The 7,099-nt window shown below is 68.6% G+C and carries 7 protein-coding genes; 6 read left to right on the forward strand and 1 reads right to left on the reverse strand.

Annotated elements, in window-relative coordinates:
* Positions 1-122: 122 nt before the first annotated feature.
* From ON43_RS36350 to ON43_RS36375, 6 genes are all read left to right on the forward strand, one after another.
* A complete protein-coding gene (locus tag ON43_RS36350) occupies positions 123-1,475 on the forward strand; it encodes an enolase C-terminal domain-like protein (protein ID WP_040815026.1) in 1,353 nt (450 codons plus the stop codon).
* Positions 1,472-2,563 carry a sugar ABC transporter substrate-binding protein gene (locus ON43_RS36355; RefSeq protein ID WP_040815028.1) on the forward strand — a complete coding sequence of 364 codons (1,092 nt, stop codon included), beginning with the start codon at positions 1,472-1,474 and terminating at the stop codon, positions 2,561-2,563. The genes ON43_RS36350 and ON43_RS36355 overlap by 4 nt, the downstream gene beginning before the upstream one ends.
* 28 nt (positions 2,564-2,591) lie before the next feature.
* Positions 2,592-4,175: a sugar ABC transporter ATP-binding protein gene (locus tag ON43_RS36360; protein WP_051179712.1), complete on the forward strand. Its 1,584-nt coding sequence runs from the start codon at positions 2,592-2,594 to the stop codon at positions 4,173-4,175.
* A gap of 74 nt (positions 4,176-4,249) precedes the next feature.
* Complete coding sequence (locus ON43_RS36365; RefSeq protein ID WP_040815029.1) at positions 4,250-5,272, forward strand: ABC transporter permease; 1,023 nt, start codon at positions 4,250-4,252, stop codon at positions 5,270-5,272.
* 1 nt (position 5,273) lies between these two features.
* On the forward strand, positions 5,274-5,600 hold the full coding sequence (locus ON43_RS36370) for an L-rhamnose mutarotase (protein WP_040815031.1): 327 nt from the start codon (positions 5,274-5,276) through the stop codon (positions 5,598-5,600).
* The gene (locus tag ON43_RS36375; protein ID WP_051179713.1) at positions 5,593-6,549 is read left to right on the forward strand and encodes an aldo/keto reductase; all 957 of its coding nucleotides are present in this window, start codon (positions 5,593-5,595) and stop codon (positions 6,547-6,549) included. The genes ON43_RS36370 and ON43_RS36375 overlap by 8 nt, the downstream gene beginning before the upstream one ends.
* A gap of 67 nt (positions 6,550-6,616) precedes the next feature.
* Here ON43_RS36375 and ON43_RS36380 read toward each other — a convergent pair.
* Positions 6,617-7,099, reverse strand: a 483-nt coding sequence (locus tag ON43_RS36380; protein ID WP_040815034.1) for a FadR/GntR family transcriptional regulator, incomplete at its 5' end; no start/stop codon positions are given.

Consider the following 7,099-nt stretch of genomic DNA (forward strand, 5'->3'; position numbering starts at 1 on the left):
GCGGCCCGATGATCACTTGAAAATTGCTCGGATTGCCCACAATTCGCATCGGAACGACACCCTTGCGCTCCTAGACATCGGATGTATAGTCGTGATCCAGATCACTGGTAGATGGGAAACGCATGGCACGGATCACGGCGCTGGACACCTTCGACATCCGGTTCCCGACCTCGGCGCAGCTGGACGGCTCGGACGCGATGAACCCGGATCCCGACTACTCGGCCGCCTACGTGGTCCTGCGCACCGACGATCCGGACGGCCCCGACGGGCACGGCTTCGCCTTCACCATCGGCCGCGGCAACGAGGTGCAGCGGGTCGCCATCCGGGCGCTGGAACACCTGGTGGTGGGCCGCACGGTCGATGAGATCACCGGGAACCTGGGCGGTTTCGCGCGCGAGCTCACCGGCGACTCCCAACTGCGCTGGCTGGGCCCGGAAAAGGGCGTGATGCACATGGCGATCGGCGCGGTGGTCAACGCCGCCTGGGACCTGGCCGCCAAGGCCGCCGGAAAACCGGTGTGGCAGTTGGTGTCCGAGCTCTCGCCCGAGCAGATTGTCGAGCTGATCGACTTCCGCTATCTCACCGACGCCCTGTCTCCGGCCGAGGCCCTGGATATCCTGCGTCGCGCGGAATCCGGCCGCGCCGAGCGCACCGCGCACCTGCTGGCCGCCGGATATCCGGCCTACACCACCTCGGCGGGCTGGCTCGGCTACTCCGACGACAAGCTGGCCCGGCTGGCGCGCGAGGCGGTGGCCGACGGCTTCGGCATTATCAAGATCAAGGTGGGTCGCGATGTCGACGAGGACCTGCGCCGGGTGAAGATCGCCCGCGACGCGGTCGGCCCGGGCATCGGCCTGGCCGTGGACGCCAACCAGCGCTGGGGCGTCGACGAAGCGGCGGAATGGATTTCGCGGCTCGCCCCGGCCGGGCTGGCCTGGGTGGAGGAGCCCACCAGCCCCGACGACATCCTCGGCCACGCCGAGATCCGCCGTCGCGTCGCGGGCACGCCGATCTCCACCGGCGAACACGGGCAGAACCGGATCCTGTTCAAGCAGCTGCTGCAGGCCGGTGCGGTCGACGTCCTGCAGATCGACGCGGCTCGGGTGGGCGGGGTCAACGAGAATCTGGCGATTCTGTTGCTGGCGGCCAAGTTCGGCGTCCCGGTCATCCCGCACGCGGGCGGGGTCGGACTGTGTGAACTGGTGCAGCATCTGGCGATGATCGACTACGTCGCCATCTCCGGCACCATGGCCGATCGCGCCATCGAATTCGTGGACCACCTGCACGAACACTTCCGCGATCCGGTTCACGTGGTCGAAGGCCGCTATCTCGCCCCGCGCACACCGGGTTTCAGCGCCGAGATGCTGCCCGAGGCGCTGCGCGACTACCGCTATCCCACCGGTGCGGCCTGGCGGTCCCCGGTCGATTCCGCACCCACCGTCCAGGTTTCGGCAAAGGAGCTCGAAAACTCATGAACACCAGGATCATCGGCGTGGCGCTGGCCGCCGCGCTCGTCGTGGCCGCGGCGGCGGCCTGCTCGCGCGAATCCAGCGGCGGCTCCGGCGCGCCCGCCGCGGTCAATGTCGGCAATGGCGCGGCCGACGGCGTGCTGGTCGGGGCCGACCAGCCCCGCTCGGACACCGACTTCTGGAGCGCCTACGCCGGATACCTCGGCCCCAAGGCCGCCACGGCGGGGGTGAAGCTGGAGAACACCAGCTCCGACAATGACGCCAACCGGCTCAAATCCAATGTGGACACGCTGCTGGCCAAGAACGTGAAGGCCGTCATCATGGCCCCGCAGGACACCGCCGCGGTGAAGCCCGCGCTGTCGGCGACCGCCGCCAAGAACGTGCCGGTGGTCAGCGTCGACACCCGGCCCGACGCGGGCGGGGCCTACATGGTGGTGCGCGCGGACAACCGCGCCTACGGCACCAACGCGTGCATCTATCTCGGCGAAACCCTGCACGGGAGCGGCAAAGTCGTGGAATTCCAGGGCGATCTGAGCTCGATCAACGGTCGCGATCGCTCGCAGGCCTTCGCCGACTGCATGCGTACCCGGTACTCGGGCATCAAGGTGATCGAGATCCCCACCGACTGGAAGGGCGATCGCGCGGTCTCGGGCCTGCAGGACAAGCTGCTCACCGATCCCGATATCAACGGCATCTACATGCAGGCGGGCGGCGCGTTCCTGCAACCCACGCTGGCGCTGCTCAAGCGTACGAACAAACTGGTGAAAGCCGGTCAGCCGGGCCACATCACGATCGTCTCCAACGACGGCATCAAGGCCGAGCTGGATGCCATCGACAATGGCGAGATCGATGCCACCGTGTCCCAGCCCGCCGATCTCTACGCGCAGTACGCGGTGTTCTACGCCAAGGCCGCCACCGAGGGTCGCAAGTTCGCACCCGGGCCGACCGACCACGGCTCGGTCATCGTCGACGCCGGCAGCGGTCAGCTCGAGGATCAGCTGCCCGCGCCGGTGGTGACCAAGGGCGGCGGCAAGGTGGGTGAGCTGAATACCCTCGCCAGCACCGATCCCGCGCTGTGGGGCCGGGGACACTGACCGGCAGCCGGTGGAAGCGGTTTTACCGATGACGGAAACAACAGTGCCCGACGCGGAAACGACAGTGCCGGAGCATGATTCGGTGGTGGCCGAGGCGATCGGCGTGTCCAAGCGCTTCGGCCGCACCATCGCCCTGGACGGGGTCGGGCTGCGGGTGACCGCGGGCCGCACCCACGCCCTGGTCGGCCGCAATGGCGCGGGTAAATCGACGCTGGTGTCGATCCTGACCGGACTCGCAGCTCCTGATGAGGGGGAGGTGCGCTTCGCGGGCAGGCCCGCGCCGCCGACCGCGGACCGTGACGCCTGGCGGTCCCGGGTGGCGTGCGTCTACCAGCACTCGACCATCATTCCGGACCTGACCGTGGCGGAGAACCTGTTCATCAACCGGCAGGGGTTCGGCGGGCGGATCGTGCGCTGGCGCGCGGTGCGCGAGCGGGCGCGTGAGCTGCTCGACACCTGGTCGGTTCCGGTCGCGGAAGACACACCGGCGCGGGAGCTTTCGGTCGAGCACCGGCAGCTGGTGGAGATCGCGCGGTCGCTGTCGTACGGGGCGCGGTTCATCATTCTGGACGAGCCGACCGCGCAGCTGGACGGTGCGGCGATTCGGCGGCTGTTCGATCGGATGCGGGATCTGCAGGCGCAGGGCGTGACGTTCCTGTTCATCTCGCATCATCTGGACGAGACCTACGAAATCTGTTCCGACGTCACGGTTTTCCGGGATGCCCGGCACATCGTCACCGCGCCGGTGGCCGAGCTCGGCAAACGCGAGCTGATCGCCGCCATGACCGGGGATTCCACCGAGTTGGAACAGGCGGTCGCGCGACTGCCCGCCGACCCGGACGCGAAAGCGGCATTGCGGGTCGAAAAGCTCGCCCGGCCGGGCGAATTCGATTCGGTGAGCCTCGAGGTGCGGCCCGGGGAGCTGGTCGGCCTGGCGGGTGGCGGCTCCAGCGGTCGCGTCGAGGTGGCCGAGACGATCGTCGGATTGCGCCGTGCCGCAGGCGGAACCGTGCACGTCGGCGAGCGCGAGCTGCGCGGTGGCGGCGTATCCGCTGCTCGGGACGCCGGGATCAGCTTCGTACCCCGCGACCGCCACGACGAGGGCCTGGTCCTGAGCATGAGCGTGGCCGACAACACCACCCTCACCGTGCCGCGCTCGCTCGGCCGTTTCGGCCTGCTCTCGCGCCGCACCCGGGATGCCTTGACCCGCAAAGCGATCGAGGACCTGGACATCAAGGTCGACGGCCCAGAACAGGGTGTCGCCGAACTCTCCGGCGGCAACCAGCAGAAGGTGGTCTTCGCCCGCGCCCTGGCCACCGGCCCGTCCGTGCTGATCCTCATCACCCCGACCGCCGGCGTGGACGTCCGCTCCAAGGAGACCCTGCGAGCCGTGGTGCGCACCGCCGCCGATCGCGGCACCGCGGTCCTGGTGGTCTCCGACGAACTCGACGACCTGCGCGACTGCGATCGCGTGCTGGTCATGGTGCAGGGCGCGGTGACCGGCGAATACGAAAAAGGCTGGGCGGATGGGGAACTCGTCGCCGCGATGGAAGGAATGCAGGAACGCGGCGCTGCCCCGGAGGACCAGGACGAACTGGAGAGACGAACATGAGCGCGACAGAAATCGAATCGGGGGCAGCCGGAGTCGGATCCGTACCGGGACGAACCGGGCCCGACGGAGACCCGGTGTCCACGCGGACCGAGCCGACCACCGGCGCAAGCAACACGCCAAGCCGGGCGCGAGTCTCCGTGCGCTGGAGTGCATTCCGGGACCTACTGCTGGTGCCGCCCATCCTGCTGGTGCTGGTGGTCGGCTACTTCATCAACACCAGTTTCGTCTCGAAGGACAACCTGGTGAACGTGCTCACCACCATGAGCGGCATCTCGCTGCTGGTGCTGGCCGAGGTGCTGGTGCTGGTGGTGGGGCGGATGGATCTGTCGCTGGAATCGACCTTCGGACTTGCTCCGGGAGTGGCCATCTGGGTGACCATGGGGACCTCCAAGGTCGGGGCGTTCACCTGGGCTTCGCCGTGGATGACGATTCCCATCGTGCTGCTGACCGGGCTGGCGGTGGGGCTGGTCAACGGGCTGCTGATCGTGCGGTTCGGGCTCAATGGATTCATCGTGACGCTGGCCATGCTGATCGCGCTGCGCGGGCTGCTGACCTTCCTCACCGGCGGCTTCACGCTCACCAAGATTCCGGAGTCGGTGGAGTGGCTGGGCAACGCGCGGGTCGCCGGGGTTCCGGTGAATATCGTTGTCTGCCTGCTGCTTTTCGCGCTGGGCTACCTGGTGCTCAACTACACCACCGCCGGGCGGGCGCTCTACGCGGTGGGCGGCAACGAGGCCGCGGCGCGGGCCGCGGGCATCCGCACCGATCGGGTGGTCATCACGGTGCTGGTGATCGCCGGACTGCTGGCGGCCATCGGCGGGCTGATCTATACGGGCCAGTTCGCCAGCGTCCAAGTCAGCCAGGGCGACGGGATGATCTTCAATGTCTTCGCCGCCTGCGTGATCGGTGGCGTATCGCTCAACGGCGGGCGCGGGTCGGTGCTGGGCGCGTTCTTCGGCATCGCGATCCTCACGCTCATCCAGAAGCTGCTGTCCTACGGCGGGGTCAGTGCGGACTCGCTGAAATTCATCAATGGCGCGCTCATCCTGGTGGCCCTGGTCATCACCCGGATCGCCGGCGGCCGCCGACAGGAGTGACATGAGAATCGCCTTGCACACCAGGCTGAAACCCGGCCGCGAAGCCGAATACGAGGCCGCGCATCGGGCCGTGCCGCCTGAACTGGTCGCCGCCATCCGCGCGGCCGGAGCCACCGACTGGACCATCTGGCGCAGCGGGACCGACCTGTTCCATGTCCTCGACTGCGAGAACTACGACAAGCTGCTCGCCGAGCTCGCGGAGCTGCCGGTGAACATCGAGTGGCAGCGGTACATGGGGACGTTCCTGGATGTCCCGCACGACTATTCGAACGGAGACGCAGGACTGCCGGTGGTGTGGGACCTCGCGCGTGAGGAGGGCGATGCGTAGCCGCGCCGCCGACCCCGCACGCTCGCTCACCCTGCCCGGGATTCCCGGCGTCGTACTCGGCGGCGCGGGGTACGCGGGACTGTTCCGCCCGGTCGGAGAAGCCCCCGCCCGCGCGACGCTGAACACGGCCTGGCAGAAGGGAATCCGGGCATTTGACACCGCGCCGCACTACGGCGCGGGACTGGGGGAGGAACGTCTGCGGCCGTTCCTCCGTGGCCGTGAGCGCGCCGACTACTGGGTGTGCACCAAGGTCGGCAGGCTGCTGCGCGACGATCCGCTGGCCGTCGACGGCACGGACGGGTTCTACGGAACGCCGAAACGATCACGGCGGAGGGACTATTCGGCGATGGGCGTGCGGCGGTCGCTCGCCGATTCGCTGGCCCGGCTCGGCCTCGACCACGTGGACATGCTGCTCGTGCACGATCCCGAGGACCATCTGGAGCAGGCGCTGAGATCAGCCGTGCCGGAAATGGTCCGCATGCGCGAACAGGGGCTGACCGCGGGTATCGGGGTGGGCGTCAACACGGTTGAGACCGCCCTGCGCTTCGTGCGCGAAGCTCCCATCGACTGTGTGCTCATCGCCGGGCGCTACACCCTGCTGGACCGGCGCGCCGAGGCCGAACTGCTCCCCGAATGCGCGCGCCGCGGTATATCGGTTCTGGCCGGCGGTGTGCTCAACAGCGGCATTCTCGCGGATCCACTGTCCCGCACCACTTTCGACTATCACGCCGCCGAATCCCAGGTGCTTGCCCGGGCCCATGCCATGGCCGCGGTATGTGCCGACTACGGCATCCCGCTGCGCGCCGCCGCCCTGCAATTCCCTCGACGTCACTCCGCAGTCACCGCCACCGTCCTCGGCGCGGGCACCGCCGCGGAGATCGCGGACAGCCTCGACATGTTGAATACGACAGTGCCGGATCAACTCTGGCACGACCTCGGATGCGCGTGACCGGCCGCGTGGGCTCGGCCTGCCGCCTCGGCTCGACGGGCGGTGCGGGATCGATCGGTGCGCGGGCTCATCCCGCCGCGCGGGCCAGCCATTCCATGACACCCGCGACATGGGCGAGGGCGCGGGCGTGGGCGAGGTCCGGATCGCGGGCTTCGATGGCGTCGCAGATGGCGCGATGCTCGGCGACGGTGCGCTCGAACGCGCCCTCCTCGGTGATACCGCGCCAGATGCGGGCGCGGGTGGTCGGCATGGACAGCGAATCCAGCAGGGAGGCAAGCACTTTGTTGCCCGAGGCGGCGGCGATGGCGGCGTGGAAGCTCAGGTCCAGGGCCAGCAGGTCGGTGACCGCGGAGCTGGGCGGCGGTTCGGCCAGTTCGCGCAGGTGGGCGAGGTCGGCGTCGGAAATGCGCTGGGCGGCCAGGGCGGTGGCGGCGGGCTCCAGAATGCGGCGCACGCCCAGGATGTCCATGACCGAGTCGTCCTGGTGGAATTCGAGCAGGAAGCTCATGGCGTCCAGCAGCGAATTCGGTTCCAGGCTGGAGACGAACGT

It is taken from the genome of Nocardia concava NBRC 100430, from assembly GCF_000308815.1.
Lineage (GTDB): Bacteria > Actinomycetota > Actinomycetes > Mycobacteriales > Mycobacteriaceae > Nocardia > Nocardia concava.